This window comes from Rhodococcus sp. RS1C4 (assembly GCF_002258225.1).
GTDB classification, from domain to species: domain Bacteria; phylum Actinomycetota; class Actinomycetes; order Mycobacteriales; family Mycobacteriaceae; genus Rhodococcoides; species Rhodococcoides fascians_E.
This window is the reverse complement of the sequence record NZ_NOXZ01000023.1, coordinates 66,767-90,263: the sequence shown is the minus strand read 5'-3', so window position 1 is coordinate 90,263 and position 23,497 is coordinate 66,767. Positions and strand designations below refer to the sequence as shown.

Annotated in this window: 25 protein-coding genes and 1 tRNA gene; 10 read left to right on the top strand and 16 right to left on the bottom strand. The window is 64.9% G+C overall.

The features are described from left to right. Positions 1–34 precede the first annotated feature (34 nt). Positions 35–523, bottom strand: a complete 489-nt coding sequence (locus tag CH289_RS11190; protein ID WP_020111051.1) for an FBP domain-containing protein — start codon at positions 521–523, stop codon at positions 35–37. Between the two features lie 18 nt (positions 524–541). Continuing rightward, positions 542–1,117, bottom strand: coding sequence for a TetR/AcrR family transcriptional regulator (locus tag CH289_RS11185; protein WP_019662846.1), 576 nt, complete (start codon positions 1,115–1,117; stop codon positions 542–544). A 218-nt stretch (positions 1,118–1,335) separates the two neighbouring features. Between CH289_RS11185 and CH289_RS11180 the strand changes: the two genes are divergently transcribed. After that, the gene (locus CH289_RS11180) at positions 1,336–3,171 is read left to right on the top strand and encodes an ABC transporter ATP-binding protein (RefSeq protein ID WP_256977142.1); all 1,836 of its coding nucleotides are present in this window, start codon (positions 1,336–1,338) and stop codon (positions 3,169–3,171) included. Continuing rightward, a complete protein-coding gene (locus CH289_RS11175; RefSeq protein ID WP_094727915.1) occupies positions 3,168–4,907 on the top strand; it encodes an ABC transporter ATP-binding protein in 1,740 nt (579 codons plus the stop codon). The genes CH289_RS11180 and CH289_RS11175 overlap by 4 nt, the downstream gene beginning before the upstream one ends. Before the next feature lie 26 nt (positions 4,908–4,933). On the opposite strand, the gene CH289_RS11170 is transcribed toward CH289_RS11175, so the two are convergent. The 5 genes from CH289_RS11170 to CH289_RS11150 all read right to left on the bottom strand — a co-directional run bounded on the left by CH289_RS11170 (position 4,934) and on the right by CH289_RS11150 (position 7,204). Further along, complete coding sequence (locus CH289_RS11170) at positions 4,934–5,650, bottom strand: siderophore-interacting protein (protein ID WP_020111054.1); 717 nt, start codon at positions 5,648–5,650, stop codon at positions 4,934–4,936. A gap of 102 nt (positions 5,651–5,752) precedes the next feature. Further along, positions 5,753–5,843: transfer RNA gene (locus tag CH289_RS11165), tRNA-Ser, on the bottom strand. A 58-nt stretch (positions 5,844–5,901) separates the two neighbouring features. Next, positions 5,902–6,099 carry a CsbD family protein gene (locus CH289_RS11160; RefSeq protein ID WP_019662842.1) on the bottom strand — a complete coding sequence of 66 codons (198 nt, stop codon included), beginning with the start codon at positions 6,097–6,099 and terminating at the stop codon, positions 5,902–5,904. 92 nt (positions 6,100–6,191) lie between these two features. Next, entirely contained in the window at positions 6,192–6,644 is a 453-nt protein-coding gene (locus CH289_RS11155; protein ID WP_019662841.1) for a nucleoside deaminase, read from the bottom strand. Beyond that, positions 6,641–7,204 carry a tRNA adenosine deaminase-associated protein gene (locus CH289_RS11150; RefSeq protein ID WP_019662840.1) on the bottom strand — a complete coding sequence of 188 codons (564 nt, stop codon included), beginning with the start codon at positions 7,202–7,204 and terminating at the stop codon, positions 6,641–6,643. Before CH289_RS11150 ends, CH289_RS11155 begins: the two co-directional genes overlap by 4 nt. Before the next feature lie 54 nt (positions 7,205–7,258). Between CH289_RS11150 and CH289_RS11145 the strand changes: the two genes are divergently transcribed. Then, a complete protein-coding gene (locus CH289_RS11145) occupies positions 7,259–8,227 on the top strand; it encodes a prephenate dehydrogenase (protein ID WP_019662839.1) in 969 nt (322 codons plus the stop codon). Here CH289_RS11145 and CH289_RS11140 read toward each other — a convergent pair. Beyond that, positions 8,200–8,715 carry a putative glycolipid-binding domain-containing protein gene (locus CH289_RS11140; protein WP_037143148.1) on the bottom strand — a complete coding sequence of 172 codons (516 nt, stop codon included), beginning with the start codon at positions 8,713–8,715 and terminating at the stop codon, positions 8,200–8,202. The genes CH289_RS11145 and CH289_RS11140 overlap by 28 nt on opposite strands. 177 nt (positions 8,716–8,892) lie before the next feature. Between CH289_RS11140 and CH289_RS11135 the strand changes: the two genes are divergently transcribed. Next, the gene (locus CH289_RS11135; protein ID WP_027498681.1) at positions 8,893–9,216 is read left to right on the top strand and encodes a hypothetical protein; all 324 of its coding nucleotides are present in this window, start codon (positions 8,893–8,895) and stop codon (positions 9,214–9,216) included. Positions 9,217–9,222: 6 nt separating this feature from the next. On the opposite strand, the gene CH289_RS11130 is transcribed toward CH289_RS11135, so the two are convergent. Then, positions 9,223–11,067 carry an ABC transporter ATP-binding protein gene (locus CH289_RS11130; RefSeq protein WP_020111057.1) on the bottom strand — a complete coding sequence of 615 codons (1,845 nt, stop codon included), beginning with the start codon at positions 11,065–11,067 and terminating at the stop codon, positions 9,223–9,225. Next, positions 11,060–12,850: an ABC transporter ATP-binding protein gene (locus tag CH289_RS11125; protein WP_094727914.1), complete on the bottom strand. Its 1,791-nt coding sequence runs from the start codon at positions 12,848–12,850 to the stop codon at positions 11,060–11,062. Before CH289_RS11125 ends, CH289_RS11130 begins: the two co-directional genes overlap by 8 nt. A 226-nt stretch (positions 12,851–13,076) precedes the next feature. Between CH289_RS11125 and CH289_RS11120 the strand changes: the two genes are divergently transcribed. From CH289_RS11120 to CH289_RS11100, 5 genes are all read left to right on the top strand, one after another. Next, on the top strand, positions 13,077–14,240 hold the full coding sequence (locus tag CH289_RS11120; protein WP_051127737.1) for a DNA cytosine methyltransferase: 1,164 nt from the start codon (positions 13,077–13,079) through the stop codon (positions 14,238–14,240). Beyond that, positions 14,237–15,064, top strand: coding sequence for a hypothetical protein (locus CH289_RS11115; protein WP_019662833.1), 828 nt, complete (start codon positions 14,237–14,239; stop codon positions 15,062–15,064). The genes CH289_RS11120 and CH289_RS11115 overlap by 4 nt, the downstream gene beginning before the upstream one ends. Positions 15,065–15,085: 21 nt before the next feature. Continuing rightward, the gene (locus CH289_RS11110) at positions 15,086–15,532 is read left to right on the top strand and encodes a very short patch repair endonuclease (protein ID WP_020111061.1); all 447 of its coding nucleotides are present in this window, start codon (positions 15,086–15,088) and stop codon (positions 15,530–15,532) included. A gap of 76 nt (positions 15,533–15,608) precedes the next feature. Then, the gene (locus CH289_RS11105; protein ID WP_020111062.1) at positions 15,609–16,271 is read left to right on the top strand and encodes a DUF998 domain-containing protein; all 663 of its coding nucleotides are present in this window, start codon (positions 15,609–15,611) and stop codon (positions 16,269–16,271) included. Positions 16,272–16,280: 9 nt separating this feature from the next. Further along, a complete protein-coding gene (locus tag CH289_RS11100) occupies positions 16,281–16,766 on the top strand; it encodes a GAF domain-containing protein (protein ID WP_020111063.1) in 486 nt (161 codons plus the stop codon). Positions 16,767–16,848: 82 nt separating this feature from the next. Here the strand turns inward: CH289_RS11100 and CH289_RS11095 are convergent, their stop codons facing one another. Genes CH289_RS11095 through CH289_RS11080 form a run of 4 tightly spaced genes read right to left on the bottom strand, consistent with a single transcriptional unit; the run spans position 16,849 to position 20,842 of the window. Further along, the gene (locus CH289_RS11095) at positions 16,849–18,510 is read right to left on the bottom strand and encodes a dihydroxyacetone kinase family protein (RefSeq protein WP_094727913.1); all 1,662 of its coding nucleotides are present in this window, start codon (positions 18,508–18,510) and stop codon (positions 16,849–16,851) included. Positions 18,511–18,530: 20 nt separating this feature from the next. Continuing rightward, complete coding sequence (locus tag CH289_RS11090; protein ID WP_037143135.1) at positions 18,531–19,406, bottom strand: dioxygenase family protein; 876 nt, start codon at positions 19,404–19,406, stop codon at positions 18,531–18,533. A gap of 48 nt (positions 19,407–19,454) precedes the next feature. Then, the gene (locus CH289_RS11085) at positions 19,455–20,084 is read right to left on the bottom strand and encodes a 3-oxoacid CoA-transferase subunit B (protein WP_019662827.1); all 630 of its coding nucleotides are present in this window, start codon (positions 20,082–20,084) and stop codon (positions 19,455–19,457) included. Beyond that, positions 20,081–20,842 (bottom strand): CoA transferase subunit A, encoded by a 762-nt coding sequence (locus CH289_RS11080; RefSeq protein WP_179276791.1) that lies wholly within the window; start codon positions 20,840–20,842, stop codon positions 20,081–20,083. The genes CH289_RS11085 and CH289_RS11080 overlap by 4 nt, the downstream gene beginning before the upstream one ends. Before the next feature lie 151 nt (positions 20,843–20,993). On the opposite strand from CH289_RS11080, the gene CH289_RS11075 reads away from it, so the two are divergent. Further along, positions 20,994–21,743: an IclR family transcriptional regulator gene (locus CH289_RS11075; protein ID WP_020111067.1), complete on the top strand. Its 750-nt coding sequence runs from the start codon at positions 20,994–20,996 to the stop codon at positions 21,741–21,743. On the opposite strand, the gene CH289_RS11070 is transcribed toward CH289_RS11075, so the two are convergent. Beyond that, on the bottom strand, positions 21,736–22,263 hold the full coding sequence (locus tag CH289_RS11070) for a gamma carbonic anhydrase family protein (RefSeq protein ID WP_020111068.1): 528 nt from the start codon (positions 22,261–22,263) through the stop codon (positions 21,736–21,738). The genes CH289_RS11075 and CH289_RS11070 overlap by 8 nt on opposite strands. Before the next feature lie 64 nt (positions 22,264–22,327). After that, positions 22,328–23,449, bottom strand: a complete 1,122-nt coding sequence (locus tag CH289_RS11065; protein ID WP_019662823.1) for a GAF domain-containing protein — start codon at positions 23,447–23,449, stop codon at positions 22,328–22,330. Positions 23,450–23,497 lie beyond the last annotated feature (48 nt).

Genomic DNA, 23,497 nt, shown 5'->3' with positions numbered 1-23,497 from the left:
GATGTCAGGTGTACAGCTGTCAGGTGTACAGCTGTCAGGTGTACAGCCTGGCGATGAATGCTTCGATGTTCTCCTGAACCCGTACGACGCGCTCCTCGGTGCTGAGGTTCTCGCGGTACCGGTTGCCCAGCGCCGGGGTCTTCTTGCCTCGTGCGTACAGAGAGCACAGTAGGTCCGTGCACATGTAGGTGCCGACGGTGTTTCCGCGCCGCCCTGATTCGCCGGTCTTCTTGGCGGTCATGAGCGATACGTCGCCGCGTGAGTGCGTCGTCGTGCAGATGGTGCACATCTGCGCGCGGTCGGATCCGCCGGATTCGTGTTTGAGCGCGACGCCGACCAGCTCGTCGCCCTTGGGTAGGACGATGTAGCTTCGACCTGCGTACGACGGGTCGGACCAACCGAGGAAATCCAGTTGTTCCCAGTCGGTGTCGGTCAGGGTGGATGGCAGGTTCATTCGTTTGGCGTCGCCCTTGGAACAGTTCACGAACGACTGTCTGATCTCTTTCTCGGTGATGGACTGCATGTGTGTTCTCCCGGAACGTCAGGCCTTCGGCCAGTTTTCGAGTGCGTGGTGGAGTACGTCGAGTACTCGCTGCCACGTCTGTTCGGATTCTCGCGGGGGGATGCCGTAGCCGAACCCCCCCGAGCTCTCGATCTCGATGAAGCCATGAAATGTGCTGCCCAGCAATCGGACTGCATCGGTTTCGTCGGGTTCGGGCAAGTTGTACGCGCGTAGGATCGCGCGCGACATGTGCGAGTGTTTGCGTGCGTCACTCGCGAGCGCTACGTCCGCGTCGAGCTCGTATCGAGTCGAGTTGTATCGCCCTGGATGTTGACGGGCGAAATCGCGGTACGCGTTGGCGAACGCGACGAGCGCATCTCTGCCCGCCCGCCCCGCCACGGCGTCGGATACCCAATCGGCCAGTTCGGACAGCGAGGCGACAGCCACCCGTTGCCGGAGATCTCGCAAGTTCTTGATGTGCGAGTAGAGGCTGGCGTCTTTCACGCCGAACGATTTGGCCAGGGCAAGAACAGTGACGTTCTCGAACCCGATCTCGTCCGCCATGTCCGCGGCCGCCGCGGTGAGGCGAGCAGCATTGAGGCCTGCGCGTGCCATCGTTACCTCCTCCCTAGCCGGAACCGGCTTTTGCCTAATAACACTAGGAAATAGTAGACGCGGGCAAGGTTTGCTGCAAACCATTTACCCCGGCACACAGCGACCGCTCGTAACGGACCTGCCGGTTTTCGAGGTTAGCCTTGCCTACCGAGAATGTGTAAGGATCTAATCCGACCGGTGGGCTGGTGCCCGTGAAGAACAGAAGATTGCGAGTGCGCATGACGGTGCAATCCGAACCGCTGACCGCGGACGATGCAGGCAACAGCCTTCCGCGGACGGTTGCTCGACAGAACAAGAAAGACCAAGCGCATGCCCGACGCGCAATCCTCGCGCCGGTCGGTCGCACCCTGACGGTGGCCAGTGTCATCGCAGCAGTTGCCGCGGTGTGCGCCGTCGCCCCGTTCATCGTGATCGTCGAGATGTGCCGTGAGCTGCTGGACGAATCCACCGATACCGGGCGTATCTGGGTGCTGCTGTTCGTCGCGTTCGGGGCACTGGGTGCGCAGATACTTCTGCAAGCGGTAGCGATGACTCTGTCCCACCTCACGGATGCGGGGTTTCAACTCTCGTTGCGTAGAGCGTTGGCGCTGAAACTCACCAGGGTTCCACTCGGCTGGTTCGCATCTCACAATTCCGCGGAGATCAAGGGCTATCTACAGGACGACGTCGACGCACTCCACTACCTCGTCGCGCATGCGCGGCTGGAGTTCGTCGGGGCCGTGGTGATACCTCTCGTCACGCTGGTGTACCTCTTCACTGTCGAGTGGAGACTGGCATTGTTGCTGATCCTCCCGCTGCTGGTCTACGCAATTCTGTTGAGCCGCATGATGGATCAGTCCAGTCGCGACCGTCTCGCGGTATTCAATCGATGGAATCGTCGGCTGCGTTCCGCAACAATCGAATACGTCGACGGCATCCAGGTGGTCCGCGCATTCGGCCAAGCAGGGAAAGCACACAGGTCGTTCCAGGACTCCGTCGACGGTCAGGCCGACGCCCTCGGCAAGTTCAAGACACCGATGATCCCATTGCAGGCGACTGCGGACGTCGTCATCTCTCCGGTCTTCGTGATGCTGTTGACGGTCGTAGGCGGGTTGATCGGGGTGTCCCAGGGGTGGTTCGACGCCATCGACGTCCTGCCGTTCCTCCTCGTCGGCCTCGGGATAGGCAGCGCTGCAATGGGACTCGGCTACAGTGGTCAGGCCCTGAGGGACGGCGCCGTTGCCGCGCAGCGACTGCACGCTCTGCAGGAGGAGTCCGAACTGGCCGTCGCTGCCACCGATGCGCCCGGCATCGTCGACGGGACGGTCGAGTTCGAGTCCGTGAGCTTCGGCTACCGACAAGACCGTGCCGTTCTCCACGACGTATCGTTCGAGCTCTCGCCGGGAACCATCACCGCTCTGGTGGGCCCGTCGGGATCGGGGAAGTCGACCCTCGCGGCCCTGTTGCCTCGGTTCTACGACGTGGAGTCTGGACGAATCACGATCGGCGGCAGGGACATCCGCGCCATCGGACCGGAGGAGCTCTACAGCACAGTGGGGTTCGTGTTCCAGGACGTCCGTCTCATCGCCGGAAGTATTCGTGACAATCTGCTCCTCGCACGTCCCGACGCCGACCAAGCGGCGCTGGAGGTCGCAACTCGCGCGGCTCGGATCCATGAGCGCATCGCTGCACTCCCGCGCGGTTACGACTCGGAAATAGGCATCGACGCCTCCCTGTCCGGCGGTGAAGCCCAGCGACTATCGATTGCCCGCACCTTGCTCGCCGACACACCGATCCTGGTTCTGGACGAGGCGACCGCGTTCGCCGATCCGGAGTCCGAGGCCTCGGTGCAGGACGCTCTTGCGGTGCTGGTCTCCGGAAGAACCGTGTTGGTCATAGCACACCGCCTGCACACCGTTACCGGCGTCGACCAGATCCTGGTGTTGGAGAAGGGAGCGATCGTCGAGCGCGGCACGCACGACGATCTGGTCCACGGCGGTGGGCTCTACCAGAGGCTCTGGGATGTCAACGAAGCTGCGTTGGGCGCCGCCGTACACGTGGAGGAGAACCGATGATCGCTGCAGTCTTCCGTCTCGTACCCGACGAGTACGCGCATCTCAACCCCCGACTGATCGCCGTCACGGTCGCGCAGGCACTGTCGCAGGCCGCGGCGTATTGCTTGCTCGTGCCGCTGCTCGAGGCATTGTTCGACGGCGACACCGGCCGCGCATGGCGCTGGGCGGCAGTCATGGCCGTTGCCGTCGCTCTGATGGGCGGGCTCACGGTCCTGCAAGCAACGCTCGGTCTGCGAATCGCCATCGGAATGCAGTCGGGACTGCAGACTCGCTTGGGTGATCGGCTCAATGCTCTCCCACTCGCGTGGTTCGAGACCCACAACGCTGCATCGGTGTCCCGCATCGTCATCGACAACGTCCTCGACATCCAGCACGCCGTCGCGTACCTCACGGCCAAGCTGATCACCAGCATCCTCGTTCCCGTCGGAGTTGGCGTGGGAATGCTGTTCGTGGACTGGAGAATTGCTCTGTCCATGCTCGTCGCCGCACCGATTCTCCTCGCCGTCAACCGACTCGGGAACGCAGCGTACGTCCGAGCGGACGAGCGAACACATGCAGCTGCCACCGAGGCGGACACACGCGTCGTCGAATTCGCGCAGGCTCAACCCGTTCTGCGTGCGTTCGGCGCTGTCGGCGACGGTAACCGCGCGCTGGGCGCGGCCTTGGAAGCGCAGAAGTCCGCGGCAACTCGTAACGTCGTATCGGCCGTCACCGGCGTGATCATGTTCGGCCTTCTCGTGCAGGCCGCATTCCTGGCTCTCACCTATATAGTCGTCGGCCAAGTGACGGGCGGTGCGATCTCCACCGCCGCAGCCATCGCGCTGATCGCGGTGAGTGCGCGTTTCATCGAACCACTCAATCAGGCGGCACAGATCGGAACCGCGTTGCGGTCGGCATCGACGTCGATCGCCCGCGCGACGGAGTTGCTCGTCGAACCTGCTCTGCCCGAGACGAATTCGTCGGTGCAGCCCGACGCGCCCGCCGTGGAATTCACCGGTGTCACCTTCGGCTACGGTGAGACCCCCGTCGTCTCCGACGTGTCGTTCTCCGTCGAGGCCGGTACGACGACGGCAATCGTCGGCCCCAGCGGATCGGGCAAGACCACACTGCTTCGGCTTGCTGCTCGATACGCCGACGTCGACGAAGGCAGCATCACGGTCGGCGGCCACGACGTGCGTGCGCAACCGTCGGAAACGTTGTTCGGGCAGTTGTCACTGGTGTTCCAGAACGTCTACCTGTTCGAGCGGTCCATTGCCGAGAACATCAGGATCGGGAGACCCGACGCTTCCGACGACGACATCCGTCGAGCCGGCGCGATCGCCTGCGTGGACGACATCGTCGAACGACTCCCCGACGGATACGACAGCGAAGTCGGCGAAGGCGGAACCACCCTGTCCGGCGGCGAGCGTCAACGTGTATCGATCGCCCGGGCGTTGCTCAAGGACGCACCGATCGTCCTTCTCGACGAAGCAACCAGTGCCCTCGACCCGCACAACGAAGCCGTCGTCGTCCGGGGCATCCATGAGCTGACTCGGGACAAGACCGTCATCGTCGTCGCACACCGACTCGCCACCATCGCGCACGCGAATCGAATTCTGTTCCTGCACGACGGGCGCATCGTCGAACGTGGAACACACGACGAACTACTCGCCCTCGACGGCCGATACGCCGGCTTCTGGCACGAGCGCTCGCGGTCCAGCGGCTGGAGGTTGGAGCGCGATCCCTCCATCGCTTGACGCGACCCCGGAACGGAGGGCCGGCCCTACTTCCAGTACGCCTGTGACTTGATGCGGTCCTTCGCGAAGCCGTGGACGGTTTTGAAGGTCTTGACGATCGAGCGCGTGGTTCGGCCGTCGCATGCGACCCAGGCGAAGGCGTCGGCCGCTGGGGTGAGAGCTTCTGCTTGCTCGCGCAGGAGACGACCGTCGTCGACGCGCTGGAGCCAGGTCACTTCGGTGTTGGGTCCTGCGTGGACGGGGAGGGTCGGGTCGGATTCGTACTGCCATTCGAGCCATACCTTCGCCGGAGTGTCGCCGAGGGTGTCGAGGATGGTGTTGATCGCCGGGAGCGATGCGGTGTCGCCGAACAGCAAGAACTCGGACGGCGCAGGCTCGGGGATCTCGAAGCTGGAACCGTTGTTTCCGCGCATCAGGGTGGCTTCGAGGACGTCACCGGCTTCGGCGGTTTCGGCCCACTTCGACGCGGGGCCGTAATGGACGGCGAATTCGATGACGAATGTGTCCGTTGCGGGGTCCTGCTGCGTCAGCGTGTACCCACGCTGGCGTTCCTTGCCGGTGCCGTCGTCGATCCACAGGCGGACCCATTGCGTCGGGTGGACCGGGTGGTTCTTCAGCAATCCGCCGCCGTCGAAGCCGACGCGAACGTACTTGTCGGTGACGTGTTCCCTGGACGTGACGGTCAACTTGTAGTCGTCCGTCTTGTACGCCTTCATGATGATGCCTTCAACGCCTCTGCTCATGAGGGCAGGGTACCCTAATCAACCGAGTGGTTTGTTGTGTAGATCGACGCGAGACAGTGACACAAAAAATCTCCCCACCTGCGTGATGCAGGTGGGGAGATTTGGCGGTGGCGGAGGGATTTGAACCCTCGGACGGGGGTTACCCGTCACACGCTTTCGAGGCGTGCTCCTTAGGCCGCTCGGACACGCCACCGCGGAGAACAATACCGCAGTAGCGGCCTGTGGCTAAATCGCCTGGTCAAGCGGCCGGATCAGTTTCCGGTGAGCTTGTCCTTGATGTTGGAGGCTGCGTCCTTGACCTTCTCGGCGCCGTCCTTGACTGCGGACGAGAGCTGATCGCCTTTGCCTTCCTGGCGGAGCTCTTCGTTGCCGGTGGCTGCGCCGGTGGCTTCCTTGGCCTTGCCGCCCAGATCCTCGGCCTTGTTACCGATCTTGTCGTCGAGTCCCATTTTTGCCTCCTGAGGATGCGTCGTTCAGAACGCGTGTTCCGCGTTCCTCGACGACGGTTTACCCACAGGTAGAGGCCACAAACATGAGAGTTTCATAAGCGTCTGGCGTCGAAGAACCGGCGTAGGACGTCGCCGCATTCGTTCTCCAGGATGCCGCCACGGACTTCGGGGCGGTGGGCCAGCCGCTGGTCCCGCACGACGTCCCACAGCGAGCCGACGGCGCCCGTCTTCGGTTCCCATGCTCCGAACACGACGCGCGAGACCCGTGCGAGCACCAGAGCTCCCGCACACATCGTGCACGGCTCGAGCGTGACGGCCAGCGTGCAGCCTTCGAGTCGCCAACCGTCGCCGTGAAGCGACGCTGCGGCGCGGAGTGCAAGAACTTCGGCGTGCGCCGTTGGATCGCCGGTCGCTTCACGGGCGTTGGCCGCGCGGGCCAGCTCTCGCCCGTCGGCGTCGTACACGACGGCACCGACGGGTACGTCGAGGTCGGACGCTCCCTGCGCAGCGGTGAGCGCTGCGCGAACGAGGTCCTCGTCGGTCACCGAGGCAGCTTGTCCAGCACAGCGGACAACTCGTCGGCGAATCCGAGGCGGCCTGCGATGGAGCCGAGCTGCTCGTCCGGGTACAGGTCGGTCTCGGCGACGATGATGCCCATGACGGCCTCCGGCAGCCCCAGATCCGACAACAGGCCCATGTCGCCTTCGGGCCACGGTTCGATGTCGTCGAGTTCGTCCGGGTCGAAGTCGGGAATCTCGATATTGAGTTCGTCGAGAACGTCGGCGGCGATGTCGTACTCGCCTGCAAGACTGGCGTCGGACAGAAGAAGACGGGTGCCCGACGGTGCGGGCCGCAGCACCACGAAGCATTCGTCGTCGACGTCCAGGAGTCCGAAGACCGCCCCGGAACTGCGCATTTCCCGCAGTTCGGTCTCAGCTGTCGACAGGGAGGACAACGCAGCCGTGGTCAACGGGGTCACGCGCCACTTGCCGTCCTCGCGGACGACGGCAACGCCGAACCCTTCGAGGTCGTCGAATGTCTCCTTGCTCGGACCGTCGAACTTCTTCGCCTTGGCGGAGTTGTTACTCCCGCGCTGTGCAGCCATGCGCGCAACGGTAGTCGCCTTACCGCCTCGAAATGAAGTCCACCGTGTCCACCTGTGAAACTGGGTGCCGTGACCAACACTGATGTCTGTGTACTCGGGCTCGGGCTGATCGGCGGATCGGTCCTGCAGGCTGCTGTTCGTGCGGGACGAACCGCATGGGGATACAACCGTTCCGCCGACGCCATCGCCGGCTCGGCCGACGCCGGGTTCGACACCGGCACCGACCTGACGGCAGCACTCACCCGGGCGGCGGAGACCGGCGCATTGATCGTCGTCGGGGTGCCGATGCCCGCCGTCGACGGCATTCTCGCCGCCATTGCCGAGCACGCCCCGAACAACCCGATCACCGACGTCGTCAGCGTCAAAGCAGAGGTCGCCGCGGCGGTCGCGCGTCGCGGGCTGTCGTCGCGTTACGTGGGCGGGCACCCGATGGCGGGAACGAATCGATCCGGCTGGGCGGCGGCCGATCCCGACCTCTTCCAGGACGCGGTGTGGGTCGTCGGCGTCGACGACGGGGCCGATCCCGATGTGTGGCGTCAGGTCGCGTCGCTCGCCGTGGACTGCGGATCCGTCGTGATCCCGGTCGAGAGCGTGGAACACGATCGCGCCGTCGCACGCATCTCGCACCTGCCTCACCTGCTGGCCGAGGCATTGGCCCAGGTCGGGGCAGCCAACCCTCTCGCGCTGGGGTTGGCCGCCGGCTCGTTCCGAGACGGGACGCGAGTGGCGTCGTCGGCGCCCGATCTGGTTCGGGCCATGTGCGAAGGCAACGCCGTCGCCCTCACCGACGCGCTCGATGCGGCTCTGGACCTGCTGACTGCAGCCCGTAGGGAACTCGTCGACGAAGGGTCGACCCGCACGCTGGTCACCGCCGGCCATGCCGCGCGCGGACAGTACGAGCAGCACGAACGTTTCGACATCACCGGCATCGAGCCGGGCGACGAGAACTGGATCGAAGAATTCCGGGCAGCCGGCCGACGGGGCGGCGTCGTGCGTCAGATCCGTTCGGCAAGCCCCGGGTAGTCGAGAACGAAGCCGTCGGCGTCCACGGTCACCGACGAACTGGACACCGGCGACAGCACGTGAATGCCGTCGGCGCCGCTGCTGTAGGTCAGGCCTGCTTCCTGGATGCTCAGGTCCAGAAGGTTGACGTACACGACCGGTACGACGATGTCCGACGAGTCGGTGTGCAGACCGAGCCTGCGGATCGGCAGGGTGTTGAAGAACGGGCTCAGGACCACGTCGACGTCGAGCGCACCGTTGTAGGTGGAACGCTGCGACGCGTGGGACCCCTCGATCATCCAGTAGCCCTCGTTGTCGCGGCTGACCGATGCCTGCTTCTCGCCGCCGGCGACCGCGGTGCGCAGGGAAAGCCTGCGGGTGATGCCGTTCTCGTCGGTCACCAGGTCGTACGACGCACTGAACGCCGGATGTTCGTCGCAGGCACCGCCGATGATGCGGCCCGACGCCTTGATTCGGTTTCCGTTCAGCTGGACGCGGACCGACTCCATGCGGGGTACGTCGTGTGCTCGCCAGGTCAGAATCGCCGGCCAGGTCGAAGTGGTCACGGAAGGGGCGGCTTCTGCACCCGAAGTTGGAGTGGTCACCCGACTACGTTAAGCGACAGGGGGGCCATCGGAACAAGCTGTGGTGATTTTTCGTTCTCGAGGCGCATTATTGTGATCGACATGACTGGAGGTGGCTTCGACTTCGCGCACTCCGAACAGGCCGCGAAATCGCGACAGGACAAGGCAACGGCGTTGGCGCGCTACATCTGGGAGCGCGGTATCGACGGCAGCGAACTGCTCGCGATGACCGACGCCGCCCGACGCAAGCTCGCGAGGGCCGCGGACATCACTCCCCCGAGCACGCTGGAGACGTGGACGATGACCGCGGAACTCCTCGACCGCAAGAACGAGTGGGCGGCGTCGAATTCGAGTCACCCGTCGGCCTCCCCGAAGCACGCCGACGAGAAGATCATGTGGGTCAAGCCGCCCATCGCACCCTGGTGACGACACTCAGGTCGACGCCACCGCGAGCTCGTGCAGGTCGGCGAATCGCCCCTTCTCCTCGATGAGTTCCGACGGCGTACCGTCCTCGACGATCCGCCCGTTCTCCATCACCAGCACCCTGTCGGCGATGGCGACGGTGGAAAGCCGGTGCGCGATGATCAGCGCCGTACGGCCCTGCAGAATCGTCTCCAGCGCGCGCTGGACCAGCCGCTCGCTGGGGATGTCGAGGCTGGAGGTGGCCTCGTCGAGCACGATCACCGCGGGCGCCGCCAGGAACACCCGCGCGAACGCGACGAGTTGACGTTGACCGGAGGAAAGCCGTCCACCGCGTTTGCGGACGTCGGTGTCGATTCCGTCCGGCAACGTGGAGATGAATTCCGTGAGCCCGACGGCGTCGGCTGCGGCCGCCACCTCGTCGTCCGTCGCCGACGGTTTGCCGAGGCGGATGTTGTCCGCGACCGATCCGGAGAACAGGAACGACTCCTGCGTGACCATCACGATGTGTCGACGCATGTTCTCGTCGCCCAGTTCTCGGAGGTCGACGCCGTCGAGACGGACCGTTCCCTGCGTCGGGTCGTAGAACCGCGCGAGCAGCTTGGCGAGCGTGGACTTTCCGGCGCCGGTGGCACCGACCATCGCGACGACCTGCCCGGCCGGGATGTGCAGCGAGAATTCCGGTAGCACGACGCGGTCGCCGGTGTAGGCGAAGCGGACCGCGTCGAATTCGATGTCCCCTCGCGCACTGTGCAATTCGACCGGATCCGTCGGCGCGTGCACCGACGGTTCTTCTTCCAGCACACCCGAGATCTTCTCCAGCGCGGCCGCTGCCGACTGGTAGGCGTTGAAGACCATGGCGAGTTCGTCGAGCGGGCCGTAGAACCGACGCAGATACAGTACGTACGCGGCGAGCACTCCGATGTCCAAGTGTCCGTTGATCACTCGGTAGCTGCCGAACACGAGGATGATCGCGAGAGTGACGTTTCCGATCCATCGGACGGCGCCGGTGTAGGTGGCCATTCCCCGCAGGGCAGCCGTCGTCGCGTCGCGGTATTCGGTGTCCTCGGTGTTCAGGATCGTGTTGTTTCTTCTCTCACGCCGGAAGACCTGAACTGCGCGAATACCGCCCATCGACTCGACGAAGTGGACGACGACCTTCGCGATCGCCACTCGCGTCCGCCGGTAACCGGTGCGCTGCCTACGCTGCGACCACCGAGTGATCAACACCAGCGGCACGAACCCCGCGAGCACCACCAACGCAAGCGGCACATCGAGATACACCAGGATGATCGCGATACTGACGATGGACAGCACCGCGGACAATGCATCGTTCAGGGCACTTTCGAGCAGCGTCTGCAGCGACTCGACGTCGCTCGTCAGCCGCGAGATGAGCTTGCCCGACGTGTAACGCTCGTGGAAGGACAAGCTCAACCGCTGGGCATGATCGAACACACGGCCGCGAAGGTCGAACAGAATTGCCTGGCTCAGCCGTCCGGACACCATCAGGAACGTGTACGTGGTGATCGTTCCGAGGATGCCGAATGCGATGTAGCCGAAGACGGTCCACGCCAGCGGCGCCCACCTACCCTCGATCGCAGCCGACACTCCGTGGTCCAACGCGTACGCGATGAACAACGGACCGGCGACGAACGCGATGTTGTCGACGACGATGATCGCGAGCGCCAGCAACGCCTGCTTCCGGTACGGCCTCACCAGCGACGCCAACAACTGCCTCGATCGGCCGGCGAGAATCGAGTTGCCGGTGCGGTCGATGTCGGATTCCTCGTTCGCCACTCCGCGCCAATCGACCGTGTCGTCGTGCGGGCTCTGATCGTTCTCGTTCTCGTCAGTCATCGAGGGACCCCATCACGTGGCGGTACCGCGTCGACGTCGCCAACAGACGCTCGTGCGTACCCTGCTCCACGATTGTTCCGTTCTCCAGGTAGAGCACTCGGTCTGCGAGTGCGGCAGTCGACGGCCTGTGCGCGACGAGCAGAGTCGTCGAGTGCGTCAGTACGCGTCGTAGATCGCGTTGCACGAGGGCCTCGGTGCCCACATCCAGCGCGGACAGCGGGTCGTCGAGCACGAGGATTCGAGGCTTGCCGAGAACGGCTCTGGCCAGCGCGAGTCGCTGACGCTGTCCGCCGGACAGGCTCATTCCCTGCTCACCGATCCGGGTGTCGAGTCCCCACGGCAGTGCGTCGACGAACTCGCGTGCGTGCGCGACGCCGAGAGCCTCGTCGACGTCCGCGTCGGTCGCATCGGGTCGACCCAACGCGACGTTCTCGCGGACACTTGCCGAGAACAGCACCGGGTCCTCGAACGCGACCGACACCACCGACCGAAGATCCGCGAGCGACATGGTTCTGATGTCGATGCCGTCGACGGTGATGGAACCCGAGGTGACGTCGAACAACCGGGGAACCAGATTGGTCAGCGCGGTCTTGCCGCTACCGGTGACGCCGACGAGGGCAACCGTCTCACCCGGATCGATCCGGAAGTCGACGTCGGTGAACAGCGCTGCGTCGGAGTCGGGGAACGCGAATCCGACGCCGCGGAACTCGAGGACACCGCGCGTGTCCTGCGGGAGGGTGACCGGGTCGTCGGGTTCGGTGATGGTCTCCGCCGTATCCATGATTTCCCAGTACCTGTCCGCGGCAGTGCGCGCGTTGTTCAGCTCGGCCAGCAGGAACCCGAATGCCTCGATCGGCCAGAGCAGGAACGCGACGATTGCCATGGCCGCGACGAGCATGCCCGCCGTCATCGTCCCCTGGACGATCGAATACGCGCCGAACGCCAGCATCGCACCGATCCCGAGCGGTGGAATCCCGACGATCAAGGACCACAGAACGGCAAGGTAGCGAACCTTTTTCATCTCCGTCCCACGCAACGTCGCGGCTTCTCGCAGGAAGCGACGCCCGAGGTGGGCGCTGCGGCCGAACGCCTTCAGCACCCGGATGCCCTGGATGGACTCCTCGACGGTGGTGGTCACGTCGCCTGCCTGATCCTGCGCATCGCGGGCGACGACCCGGTACAGCGTCTCGAACCTGGTGCAGATCACGACCAGCGGAACGGACGTGACCAACATGATCAGCCCGAGCTGCCAGGACTGGAGAAACAGCACTCCGAGGCCGACCACCAACGTGACGCTGTTGATGATGATGAACGGCCCGACGAACGCGACGAACCGTCGCAGCGAGGACAGGTCGGCGATGGCGCGGGAAAGCAGCTGACCCGATTCCCAGCCCTCGTGAGCGGATACCGACAACCGCTGCAACTTCTCGAAAACCGTTGCTCTGGCCGATATCTCGAACTGACTCGACGGCCCGGACACCAAGTAGCGCCGGATCCAGATACCCACGGCATCGATCGTGCCCAGCAACAGCACCAACGCCGCCGGCCACCACACACCGGCGAAATTGCCGTCGGTGATGGGGCCGTCGATGACGCCCTGCAGCACCAGCGGAATCACCAGACCCGTCAGCGTGGCGACGATGGACGCAGCGATCGACCCGATGAAGTACCACCTGTACGGGGCCAGAAACGGTACGAACCTCGCCAGCGAACTGGGTGCGTCCTGCCGAAGGTTCGGCACTGCAGCCGTCGTCTCCTGCGTTTCCAGTACACCCGTCGACACGTTTGCTCTCCCTACTCGGCCGTGCGTGAATGGTTTCATCGCGACAGCACTTCGACCAACCGATTTTTCGACTGCTGAATTCCATCGTCGAACCTGAACCATTGTTCAGGTCAAGCACGCCTCGGCCCTGCTACCGTGCGCCTGCGAAAACCTGTCGTACTTCTCGAGTAACGTTCTCCACGAGTTTCGGTTACGGGAGAGAAGGGTGCACGTGGGTTCGCGATCGATGGTCGGGCTGTTCGCCGGGATCGGCGGGCTCGAGTTGGGGCTCTCGGAGCAGGGCTGGTCGACGGAATTGCTGTGCGAAATCGACCCCGGCGCCGGCGCGGTTCTCGCTGCTCACTTTCCCGATGTGCCGCTTCACCGTGATGTCACCAAGCTCCGAGCGCTGCCGTCGGGCACCGAGCTCGTCGCAGCCGGATTTCCGTGCCAGGACCTGTCGCAGGCGGGGCGCACGGCGGGCATCACCGGGGAACGCTCCGGGCTCGTCGACGAGGTTTTCCGTCTGGTCAAGCGCCGAAACGGGCCTCGATGGTTGTTGATCGAGAACGTTCCCTTCATGCTGCAACTCGGCCGCGGCGCCGCGATGCGTCACATCACCGACGCCCTGTCGGATCTCGGGTACATGTGGGCCTACCGCGTCGTCGACGCCAGGTCGTTCGGTCTTCCGCAACGCCGTCAGCGAGTCCTCATGCTCGCATCCCGCACCGAGGACCCCCGCGAAATCCTGTTCGCGCAGGACGAAGGCCCGCTTCCCGACGGTGACCCGTCGGAGCAGCCGTGCGGTTTCTACTGGACCGAGGGCACCCGTGGGCTCGGCTGGGCAGTCAACGCCGTTCCGACGCTGAAGGGCGGCTCGTCCCTCGGTATCGCCAGTCCCCCGGCTGTTCGGTTGCCGTCGGGCGAGATCGTCACGCCGGGGATCGTCGGCGCGGAGCGACTGCAGGGGTTCGACCCGGACTGGACTGCACCGGCGCTCGGTCTGCCGGGGGTCAGGGCCGGGCACCGATGGAAGCTCGTCGGCAACGCGGTGAGCGTTCGGATGGCGTCGTGGGTCGCCGCGCAGATCGAGCGCCCGCAGGTCCACGACGACTCCGACGACGTTCAGATCCTCCCCGGTCAAGCCTGGCCCGCCGCCGCGTGGGGCGCGAAGGGCTCGGCGTACCGCGTGCACCGCTCGACGTGGCCGGTGCACGAGCCCTACGAGAACCTCAGCGACTTTCTCGACGATTCCCAGCTGCTCTCGGCTCGGGCGACGGCCGGATTCCTCAAGCGCGCTCGGATGGGCAATCTTCGGTTCCAACCGGGATTTCTCGACGACGTCGAGTCCCACCTCGACCGTATGGGCGGGCATCCCAGCCCGACGTCTCGTGCAGTCCCGGCCGCATGAGCGACCACCTGTTCCCCGATCCACCGGCACTCGCCCGGCCGCTTGCTCTCGCCGGAGACAAGCCTGCGCCGGACGCCGATCGCAGCGACAAGAAGAACTACGCGCAGCGGCTCTCGAACCACCTGGCGCAAACCGTCGCCGACGCCCTGCGCCCGCACTATCCCAACATCACTCCCGACGCGATGGGCGTCGGCCAGGAAGCACAGGTCGACGTCGCGAAAGGCCGCAAGCGGCTGGACGTGAAAGCGCTCGACCCCACGCTGGGACTGATTCTGTGCGTCTCCATCAAGACGTACAGCTTCCGGGACTTCAGCCCCCGGACCGGCAAGTTCGGCCGCTGGACCAAGAACATCGTCCGCAACGACCACGAGTTGCGCGGTGAGGCCATGGTCCTACACCAGCGCCAGCCGTACAGCGTGCTGATCGCCGTGATGTTCGAGCCCTTCGCCACGTGCGACGACGGTGACGCCTCCAAGGCCAGCGACATCGGCAAGTCCTCCTTCGCGCACCACGTCACGACGCTGTCCAAGCGGTCGGGTCGCGGCAAACGCGCTGTCGTCGGCGGAACCGGCAAGATGTGGGTCGACCTCGGCGCCGAGGACACTCGGTACGACCTGTTCGAGAAAGTCTTCATCGGCCTCTACGACCCGGACGGTGAAGTCCGGTTCTTCGACGTCGACGAATCCCCTCCTCGCAACGGCAGGCCGTCGGACACTCAGACCTTGTCCTTCGACGACTTCGTCTCAGTCGTCCACGGCGAAGTCGAGCGCCGCAACAAATTCGCGCCCACCTGGTCCGAGCCCGAGGACAGCGAAGACGGCTAGGGGAGACCGTAACGTGGGGGTGTGGGGAGACCGGTCACCGATGCCGCTACGAGTGCGCGGCTGAGCAAGCAACGGCGACGCGACACCAAGCCCGAGGTTGCGCTTCGACGAGAACTGCACCGGCTCGGCCTGCGATATTTCGTCGACCGTGCCCCTCTGAAGGGTATGAGGCGTCGGGCCGACGTTGTTTTTCCTCGCCGAAAGGTTGCCGTGTACGTCGATGGCTGCTTCTGGCACAGCTGCCCCGTTCATGCGACGAAACCGCGCAACAACGCCCAGTGGTGGGCGGACAAACTCGCCGCGAACGTCGCGCGTGATCGCGACACCGACGCGCGCCTCGAAGCCGAAGGGTGGACCGTCGTCCGAGTCTGGGAGCACGAACCCGTCACCGACGCCGCAGCACTCGTCCTGCACGCCCTCGAATCCTCGCCCCCCTTCGGGAGCGAACGTGGCGTTCGGTCAGTCTGACTGACCGAACGCCACGTTCGGTCCGGGAAAAGGTGCACCCACCACAGCGGGTGAGCGTGGAACTACTGTCGATCGAGTGGAACGACGGAGGATCACTGCGCTGACGGTGTTGCTGGTGCTGGCGGGGGTGTTGTATTCGGCGTGGGTGGCGGAGTTCTTTCTCGATACGGGATTGGACCCTGCGCATTCGTTCCTCAGTGAACTCGATGCGGCTGATCAGCCGTATCGACATTTTTTCAGCACGGCGGATTTGGTCACCGGGGTTCTGCTGATCGTTGCGGGTGCGGCGGGGTTGACGTTGCCTCGTCGTCGGTTGACGAATGTCGGGTGGAGTGCGCTGGTTGTTTTCGGGGCAGCGACGATTGCCGATTCACAGTTGCCGATCGAGTGTGTTGCGGAGAACGATCCGTCCTGCCCGGTGGAACCGAGTGGGCTGTTTCCTCAGTTGCATCACATTCACGCGTTGACCAGCACAGTTGTTGTGTTCGCGGTGTTCACTGCCATGGTTGCGTTCACCGTTGCGGCGTTCCGGTACCGCAGTCTTGCGCTGCTGCGCACGGTGGGACTCGTCGTGTTGATCGTGACGTCGCTGGCGACAGCGTGGTTGATGATCGCCGACAATCTTCCGGGCTCGTACGGCCTCGGTATCGCTCAGCGGCTGCAGGTGACCGGCATGTCGCTCTACCTCCTGACGCTCGGTTTCGCGGTGCGCGCGAGGCTCCGAAGCGCCGATACCTAGAATCGGGCCATGTCGTTCACCGCAACTGCACTCGAAGGTACGAAGTCCGAGCAGTACGCACAGCTGACGCAGCAGGCGCGGGCACTGGTCGACGGCGAGTCGGATCGGATTGCCAACGCCGCCAACCTGTCTGCCCTTGTTTTCAACTCCGTCCCGGATGTCAACTGGGTCGGGTTCTATCTGTTCGACGGCACAGAGCTGGTCGTCGGACCGTTCCAGGGTCTGCCTGCATGTGTGCGGATCGCGCTCGGCAAGGGAGTGTGCGGTACCGCGGCGTCGTCGCGACAGACCCAGCGCGTGGAAGACGTGCACGCGTTCCCCGGTCACATCGCGTGTGACGGTGCGACCCGATCCGAACTGGTGGTGCCGCTGTACGACGGGGACACACTCGTCGGAGTATTCGACCTGGACAGTCCCCTGCTCGCCCGCTTCGATGCCGACGACCAGGCCGGTCTCGAACAGATCGCCGCGGTCTTCGTCGGATCCCTCGCCTGACCCGGGTGTGGTGTGACAATCGCGCCTCTGACAGGCGGGATCCCGCCTGGGGAATGCGCAACTGTTACGCCACACCCAACCTCTAGCCCCGAACAGCGTCCGCGGCCGCTTCGAAGAACCACGCAATGACCAGTGCGCCCGGATCGACGACGCCTCGGGCGGCGTCACCGACGTAGGACGCTCGCCCCCTGTTGGCGGTGAAGTTCTCGGTCGACTGCGCACCTTCGGTCGCGGCGCGAGCTGCGTCGGTCAGACCTGTGCGCAAGTCCGTCGCGTTGTCGAGGGCGTCGACTGCTGGGGCGATGGCGTCGACCATGGTCTTGTCGCCGACGCGGGCGCCCCCGAGTTCGGTGATTCTCTCCAGTCCGTTGCGTGCGGCGGTGGTGATCGCGGCGAGGTCTTCCGCGTGCAGTGCGAGGTAGAACTGTCGGAACCAGATACCGAACAGTGCTCCGGAGGTGCCGCCCGCATGGCCGAGGTACGCAGCGGACACGGCTTCGAAGATCGTCTGCGCGGAATAGGTTTCACGGATCTGCGCCAGATCCACCTGTTCGAGCGCGGACACCATGTTGGTCCCGAAGTCTCCGTCACCCGCGCGGCGGTCGAGATCGGTCAGTGCGGGTTCTTCGGTGAGCACTCGCTGCACCCACGACGCCATCCAGTCCGACACCCACTCGCTTCGCGGCGAGTCGTTTTCGCTCGGGGCGAAGCTCGGGCCGAATCCCGTACGCTCCCCCAGCACTGTGTCACGCACCAGAGCGGGCCATGCCGGAGCGTCGGTCGGGGCGTCGAAAAGTTCGAGAACGGAGTCGTCGACGCGGACGAGCGTGATCGATGCGCCGGCCATGTTCAGGGCGGTGACCAGGCTGCCGACGAGTGGACGCGCCACCTCGATTCCTCTGTCGGACAGGTATTCCGCCAGTTCGCCGTACAGCAGGTGCAGCTCCATCGGGTGGGTTGCCCCGAGTCCGTTGACGAAGGCGATGACGGATTCGCCGCGTTCCAAGCCCAGCGAATCGATTACCGGTTGCGTCAGTGCAGCAACGATGTCCTGGGCGGGCATGTCGGGTACGCGTGAGGTGCCCCGCTCGCCGTGGATTCCGATGCCGAGTTCGATTTCGCCGTCGGGCAGGTCGAAGGAGGGTTCGTTCGAGCCCGGTGCCGTGCATGCCCGAAGTGCCATGGCCATACTTCGTGAATTCGCCGCGACTCGGCGTCCGAGTGCCACGACGTCGGCGAGTGTGTCTCCGCGTTCGGCCGCGGCGCCGCAGATCTTCTCCACGATCACCGTCGCTGCGGTTCCGCGTCTGCCCGGCCCGTCACCATCGGCCCGCTCGGTCGCGACATCGTCGTCGATCAGTACGTAGTCGGATTCGATGTTGTCCTCGCGCAACAGCTCTCGCGCGATCGAGAAGTTCATGACGTCACCGGTGTAGTTCTTGACGATGTGCACCACGCCGCCTCCGACGCTCACGGACTTCGATGCCTCGTGCACTTGGAGTGCGTTGGGTGAGGTGAACACCAGCCCCGGGCAGACCCCGGCGAGCATTCCGGCTCCGATGAATCCGGCGTGCATCGGTTCGTGGCCGCTACCGCCGCCGGACAGGAGAGCTACCTGTCCCGCTGCGAGTGGTTCTTCCCGGGTCAGGAAGCCTGGATCGGGATGCCAGGAGATGTCTGCGGTGGAGGCGACGAGCCCTCGAATGGCGTCGGCGACGAACGTTCGGGCGGAGTTGACGAACATTCCTCCACCCTAACGATCCGTCAGGAGACCGCGAAGGAGCGTTTCGCCAAACCGAATTGGAAGCCCGTGATCTCGGTGTGCACAGGGGCTTCCGGATCCGATGCGGCCCCGAGCGTGACGAACAGCGGTGTGAAGTGCTCGACGGTGGGGTGCGCGTACGGCATTCCTGGAGCTCGGGTGCGGAAGTTCGCCAGCGCGTCGACGTCGCCCCGGGCCAGCGCCTCGGCGGACCATTGATCGAAGTCGCGTGACCAGGTCGGAACGGTGTTGGTGAAGAAGTTCTCGCGTGAGAGGAACGGCAACCCGTGGGTCATGAATCCGGAACCGACGACGAGTACACCTTCTGCGCGAAGCGCTTTCAGCCGTCGCCCGATATTCAGCAGGGCGTCGGGAGAATCCGTCGGCAGGCTCAGCTGGAGGACCGGCACGTCGCCGTACGGGTACATGACCTTCAGCGGAACCCACGCACCGTGGTCGAGTCCACGCGACGAATGCCTGTGCAGGTTCGCCGATGCCGGAATCATCGCGGCCACTCGGTCGGCCAGCGCGGTGGCGTCGGGCGTCGCGTAGGTCATCGAGAAGTATCGCTCCGCGAAGCCGCCGAAGTCGTAGACCAGCGGTGCGTCGATGGCGGACAGACTCAGCGGCGCTTCTTCCCAGTGCGCACTGACGATGAGGATGGCTCTGGGCTTGGGCATGGCCTGTGACCAGGTGAAGAGCTGGTCGATCCACAGGGGGTCGTCGAACACCGGCGGTGCACCGTGGCTGATGTACAGCGCGGGAAGCGGTCCGTCGGCGGCTGTCCACAGCTTCTGGCCGAGACTCGCGGGGGCTGTGTCGGCGAGAAACGCATCGAACGCACCGCCGGCGACCGGCGGATTCATCACAGACGTCATGGGCTGTCCTTCGACCACTTAAGTTGAAGGTTCAACCTTACCACGAATTCAGACGAGCGCTACTCCCGTTGCGTGCTCCACCTGAGTACGCGTGACGTCGGGCGCCAACTCGACGAGCGAAAGTGTCCCGTCACCGACGACGTCGAGGACTGCGAGGTCGGTGATGATGCGGTTCACGACGCCTTGGCCGGTCAGCGGCAGGGTGCAGGCGTCGAGGATCTTGGGGTTGCCCTCGCGGTCGGTGTGCTCCATGACGACGATGACTCGGCGTGCACCGTGCACGAGGTCCATGGCGCCGCCCATGCCCTTGACCATTTTGCCGGGGACCATCCAGTTGGCGAGATCGCCGGTGCGCGAGACCTGCATGCCGCCGAGAACGGCCGTGTCGATGTGACCGCCGCGGATCATGCCGAAGGACAACGACGAATCGAAGTAGGCGGCACCGGGATTGACCGTCACGGTTTCCTTGCCTGCGTTGATGAGGTTGGCGTCGACGTTCTCCTCCGTCGGGTACGGGCCTGTGCCGAGGATGCCGTTCTCCGAGTGCAGGACCACTGTGACGTCGTCGGTCAGATAGGCGGGTATCAGTGTGGGCAAGCCGATTCCGAGGTTCACGTATTCACCGTCGACCATCTCCGCTGCTGCGCGTTGGGCCATCTGGTCTCGTGTCCAGCTCATGCCTGTCCTCCTGCAGTGACGGTGCGCTTTTCGATGCGTTTGTTCTGCGGTCCTGTGTGGACGATGCGCTGGACGAACACGCCGGGCAGATGCACTGCGCCCGGGTCGATCTCACCGGGTTCGACGAGCGTCTCCACTTGGGCGATGGTGATTCTTCCCGCCATCGCGGCCAGAGGGTTGAAGTTCATCGCCGTCTTGTCGAACACGAGATTGCCCTCGGTGTCACCGATCTCGGCGTGCACGAGCGCGTAGTCCGCATCGATGGCTTCTTCGAGGACGTAGCGCTTGTTCCCGAACACCCGGGTTTCCTTCGGCGGCGACGCCACCGCGATGCCGCCGTCGGCGTCGTGGCGCCACGGCATTCCGCCGTCGGCGATGGGGGTTCCGACGCCTGCGGGTGTGAAGAATGCGGGGATGCCGGTGCCTCCGGCGCGCAGTCGCTCGGCGAGGGTGCCCTGGGGGGTCAGTTCGACTTCGAGTTCGCCTGCGAGGTACTGCCGCGCGAATTCTTTGTTCTCGCCGACGTAGGACGCGGTGACTCGGCGGATTCTGCCGAGGGACAGCAAGATGCCCAATCCGTGGTCGTCGACGCCGCAGTTGTTGGAAAAGACCTCGAGTTCGGAGGCGTCCGTCTCGCTGATCGCGTCGATCAGTGCGTCCGGGATTCCGCACAATCCGAATCCTCCGACCGCGATCCGCGCGCCTGTGCCGATGTCGGCCACGGCAGCGGCGGCCGACCGGTACACCTTCCTTGCCATCCGAATACTCCTCACGTGTTCATTCAGTAAACGCACCTCCAGTAGACCCTGACGTGGAGATGATCCGGAAAGATTGACCGAAACTGCTCGTTCACCGAAAAGCGTCGAGCATTGCGTTCGTTGAATGAACGCAGCGGGTAGGGTTGCCCCTATGCAACCCAACGTCGTCGCGCGCTCGACCGCGCTTCTGAAGGCCGTCGGTGCGGCCGAACCGGCCGGGGCGTCGACCACGGAACTTGCACGCGCCACCGACCTTGCCCGACCGACTGCGCACAGGTTGCTCACTTCGCTCGCCCACGAGGGGTTTCTCGACCGCGACTCCGCCACCGGTTCGTGGACCCTCGGACCCGAGATGTATCTCCTCGGCGCTGCGGCCGCCAGCAGATACGACATCACCGGCCCAGCGCGCGGCGTCGTACATGCTCTGGCTGCGGCCAGCGGTGAGAGTGCATTCCTGTCTGCTCGGCGTGGAGACGAGACGGTCTGCCTTCTCCGCGAGGACGGCAGCTTTCCCCTGCGGTCACACGTGTTGTACGAGGGGATTCGGCTGCCGCTCGGAGTGGCGTCGGCGGGCCTGGTGATTCTGTCGCATCTACCGGATCGCGACATCGATCAGTACCTGACGAGTGTCGACCTGGAGCCGGCGTGGGGCCCGCAACACGCGACTGCCGAGCTCCGGCGGCGCATCGTCGCAACACGAACGACGGGTTATGCCGTCAACCCCGCGCTGCTCGTCGAAGGCAGCTGGGGCATCGGTGCCGCGGTGTTCGACCGATCAGGAAAGCCCGCATGGGCCCTCAGTCTCACCGGCGTCGAGACTCGCTTTCGCCCGGATCGGCACCACGAACTGGGCACCCTCCTGCTGGAACATGCCCACGCACTGACGGGCCTCCTCAGGTGAGTGGACGGGCTGCGCGGTGCTGCTTCAGTAGTTCGCGGTAGACGGCGGCGTTGAGTCCGTTGTGGTTCACCTCGTCGTCGGTGAGTTCGCGCCGAACTTTCGCGGGCACACCCGCGACCAGTGAACGCGGCGGCACCTGGGTCCCTTCGAGCACCAATGCACCGGCTGCCACCAGGCTGCCCTCGCCGATGACGGCGCCGTTCATGACGATCGCGCCCATTCCGACGAGGCTGCCGTCGCCGATGGTGCAGCCGTGGAGCACAGCATTGTGGCCGACGCTGACGTTCTCACCGACCGTCAGCGGAAAGCCTGGGTCGACGTGGGCGGCGACGCCGTCCTGCAGATTGCTGCCCGCGCCGATTGTGATGTCCTCGAACTCGGCACGCAGCACCGCGCCGTACCAGATTCCCGACGTCGGGCCGACCTTCACGCGGCCCACCACGGTAGCCGTCGGCGCGATCCACGCGTCCTGGTCGATGTCCGGGCTTCCCCCTTCGAGTGCCCACAGCTGTCCTGCCATCGTCACATCCTTTTCTAGTACACCGTTGTGTCGACCACTCTGCACCATGGCCACTCTGCCGGGTTCAGTCGAGCAGGCTGGGGTGCCCGGTGTCGTCGACGGGAACAGGATCCGGGTCGTCGGTGTGTCCGACGACGGTCATCTGCACCAGCATCAATCGCGGGCTCGACTTCTCACGCGGCAGCAGCGCCGCGCGAGCGTCGACGACGGTCCATCCTCCGCCGATGCGACGGAGGCGGATGCCGTCGACGGAGGTACTGGTTTCCGTGCCCGCGTACATCCCCGACGCGGCGGCGAAGATGCGTGTGACGTCGTCCGGGTGCGGAGTGTCTCTGTCGTCGACGATGCCTTTCCACTGGATCTGTGGCACCGGATCGGTCAGCCACCGAATCAGTCGGTTGTGGGTGACGTCCATCAGGACCAGCGCCATCTGCGGAGACACCTGCCCCAGAGCGGCGAACGCCGCGGTCTCGAGCCGCGGCTGTGCCACCGTCTCGGACTCGACGGCGTGGACCAGGCCCCGCCATGTCGACCCGTCGTCGTCGGCGGTGAACACGAGGTCGAGGCGGGAAACGCCGGGCAGGTGCGTCGTCGACGCCAGGCCGGTCCAGGTCGCGCCGTCGTCGGGAGCGGGTTGGAGAAGCGCGCCGATGGCGCCCACCGCGTCGTCGACGTCGATCTTCCGGAACACTTCGGGCGAGGTGAAGCTGGTTCGGATGTCGGAGGGCAGGTCCGTGGCAAGTGCGCGGAGGCAGTCCGCGTCGACGACGAACGCGCGGCGCTCGGACTCGAACGTCACGGCGAGCGCGTCCTCGGGCCGCTGCGGGACGGCGGACTCTGCGTCGCCGACCCACAACGCAATGCCGTGCACGGCACCCGACGGGCCGACGACGGGATGCAGTACGACGCGGGTGCGTCCGCTGCCGGTGGGGATCGTGACGTCTCGGGAGGTGGCGTGTTCACGGACGACGTCGATCGACCGGGCGACTTCCGCCCAGACCTGTGCCGACGATCGACCACCGACCGTCGACCTGACGGCGCGCGGCAAGGACGACATCTCGCGTAGTCGTCCGCCGAGGGAGACCAGAGTCGCTCTGTCCTGATGTAGCGTCTCCACCAGCATCCATGGCTGTGCCCCCGCGTCGACGTTGCGCTGCGGCGCCGCGGCATCCGGTTTCGATTTCACACAGCCACCCTAGTGCGAACCGACTGTTCCGAATTATTTCCCCGGGGG

Excerpts from the sequence above, each read along its gene's own strand:
- CH289_RS11190 (WP_020111051.1), bottom strand. The coding sequence starts at position 523 with ATGCAGTCCATCACCGAGAAAGAGATCAGACAGTCGTTCGTGAACTGT.
- CH289_RS11185 (WP_019662846.1), bottom strand. The coding sequence starts at position 1,117 with ATGGCACGCGCAGGCCTCAATGCTGCTCGCCTCACCGCGGCGGCCGCG.
- CH289_RS11180 (WP_256977142.1), top strand. The coding sequence starts at position 1,336 with ATGACGGTGCAATCCGAACCGCTGACCGCGGACGATGCAGGCAACAGC.
- CH289_RS11175 (WP_094727915.1), top strand. The coding sequence starts at position 3,168 with ATGATCGCTGCAGTCTTCCGTCTCGTACCCGACGAGTACGCGCATCTC.
- CH289_RS11170 (WP_020111054.1), bottom strand. The coding sequence starts at position 5,650 with ATGAGCAGAGGCGTTGAAGGCATCATCATGAAGGCGTACAAGACGGAC.
- CH289_RS11160 (WP_019662842.1), bottom strand. The coding sequence starts at position 6,099 with ATGGGACTCGACGACAAGATCGGTAACAAGGCCGAGGATCTGGGCGGC.
- CH289_RS11150 (WP_019662840.1), bottom strand. The coding sequence starts at position 7,204 with ATGGCTGCACAGCGCGGGAGTAACAACTCCGCCAAGGCGAAGAAGTTC.
- CH289_RS11140 (WP_037143148.1), bottom strand. The coding sequence starts at position 8,715 with ATGGAGTCGGTCCGCGTCCAGCTGAACGGAAACCGAATCAAGGCGTCG.
- CH289_RS11135 (WP_027498681.1), top strand. The coding sequence starts at position 8,893 with ATGACTGGAGGTGGCTTCGACTTCGCGCACTCCGAACAGGCCGCGAAA.
- CH289_RS11130 (WP_020111057.1), bottom strand. The coding sequence starts at position 11,067 with ATGACTGACGAGAACGAGAACGATCAGAGCCCGCACGACGACACGGTC.
- CH289_RS11120 (WP_051127737.1), top strand. The coding sequence starts at position 13,077 with ATGGTCGGGCTGTTCGCCGGGATCGGCGGGCTCGAGTTGGGGCTCTCG.
- CH289_RS11115 (WP_019662833.1), top strand. The coding sequence starts at position 14,237 with ATGAGCGACCACCTGTTCCCCGATCCACCGGCACTCGCCCGGCCGCTT.
- CH289_RS11100 (WP_020111063.1), top strand. The coding sequence starts at position 16,281 with ATGTCGTTCACCGCAACTGCACTCGAAGGTACGAAGTCCGAGCAGTAC.
- CH289_RS11095 (WP_094727913.1), bottom strand. The coding sequence starts at position 18,510 with ATGTTCGTCAACTCCGCCCGAACGTTCGTCGCCGACGCCATTCGAGGG.
- CH289_RS11090 (WP_037143135.1), bottom strand. The coding sequence starts at position 19,406 with ATGACGTCTGTGATGAATCCGCCGGTCGCCGGCGGTGCGTTCGATGCG.
- CH289_RS11085 (WP_019662827.1), bottom strand. The coding sequence starts at position 20,084 with ATGAGCTGGACACGAGACCAGATGGCCCAACGCGCAGCAGCGGAGATG.
- CH289_RS11080 (WP_179276791.1), bottom strand. The coding sequence starts at position 20,842 with ATGGCAAGGAAGGTGTACCGGTCGGCCGCCGCTGCCGTGGCCGACATC.
- CH289_RS11075 (WP_020111067.1), top strand. The coding sequence starts at position 20,994 with ATGCAACCCAACGTCGTCGCGCGCTCGACCGCGCTTCTGAAGGCCGTC.
- CH289_RS11070 (WP_020111068.1), bottom strand. The coding sequence starts at position 22,263 with ATGGCAGGACAGCTGTGGGCACTCGAAGGGGGAAGCCCGGACATCGAC.